Origin of the sequence: Pseudomonas sp. GV105 (genome assembly GCF_003058185.1) — a bacterium.
In the GTDB taxonomy this organism is placed as follows: Bacteria; Pseudomonadota; Gammaproteobacteria; order Pseudomonadales; family Pseudomonadaceae; genus Aquipseudomonas; species Aquipseudomonas veronii.
On sequence record NZ_QBUF01000040.1, the window covers coordinates 1 to 1,200 of the forward strand.

Below are 1,200 nucleotides of genomic sequence, written 5' to 3' on the forward strand. Positions count from 1 at the left end.
AGGCGCCAACGCCGGCCACGCCACCGAAGCCAACATGGACCGCCTCGACGGTGCCGGCGCCGCTGCCGCCATCGAAGCCCGCGCCGTCACCGCCAACGACTCCGCTGCGATCATCCGCGCCAAGGCTGCCCTCGACAAACTCGACATCGCCGAAGGCCTCGCCGAGCTCGAAGGCGCCTCCGCCCGCGTCGCTGTCGACGAAAAGCGCATGATCAACTGCCGCGCCGACCTCAACCAACTCGTGCCCTTCAAGTACGACTGGGCCTGGCAGAAATACCTCGACGGCTGCGCCAACCACTGGATGCCGCAAGAGGTCAACATGACCGCCGACATCGCGCTGTGGAAAAACCCCGAAGGCCTGACCGACGACGAACGCCGCATCGTCATGCGCAACCTCGGCTTCTTCTCCACCGCCGACTCGCTGGTCGCCAACAACCTGGTCCTGGCCGTGTACCGCCTGATCACCAACCCGGAGTGCCGCCAGTACATCCTGCGCCAGGCCTTCGAAGAGGCGATCCACACCCACGCCTACCAGTACTGCATCGAATCGCTGGCCATGGATGAAGGCGAGATCTTCAACATGTACCACGAGATCCCATCGGTCGCGAAAAAAGCCGCCTGGGGCCTGAAATACACGCGTTCCATCTCCGACCCGAAATTCGAAACCGGCACCGTCGACACCGACAAAGAACTGCTGCGCAACCTGGTCGCCTACTACTGCGTACTGGAAGGCATCTTCTTCTATTGCGGCTTCACCCAGATCCTCTCCATGGGCCGCCGCAACAAAATGACCGGCGTGGCCGAGCAGTTCCAGTACATCCTGCGCGACGAGTCGATGCACCTGAACTTCGGCATCGACGTGATCAACCAGATCAAAATCGAAAACCCACACCTGTGGGACGCCGAGATGAAGGAAGAAGCAACCCAGATGATCCTGCAAGGGACCCAACTGGAGATCGAATACGCGCGCGACACCATGCCACGCGGTGTACTCGGCATGAACGCGGCGATGATGGAGGACTACCTCAAGTTCATCGCTAACCGTCGTCTGTCGCAGATCGGTTTGAAGGAAGAGTATCCAGGGACGACTAACCCGTTCCCATGGATGAGCGAGATCATGGACTTGAAGAAAGAGAAGAATTTCTTTGAGACCCGTGTGATCGAGTACCAGACTGGCGGTGCGTTGAGCTGGGATTGATT

The 1,200-nt window shown here is 59.8% G+C and carries 1 protein-coding gene; it reads left to right on the top strand.

Annotated elements, in window-relative coordinates; genetic code table 11:
• The first annotated feature begins 34 nt into the window (after positions 1-34).
• The gene (locus C8K66_RS30490; RefSeq protein ID WP_178087560.1) at positions 35-1,198 is read left to right on the top strand and encodes a ribonucleotide-diphosphate reductase subunit beta; all 1,164 of its coding nucleotides are present in this window, start codon (positions 35-37) and stop codon (positions 1,196-1,198) included.
• The last annotated feature ends 2 nt before the right edge of the window (positions 1,199-1,200 follow it).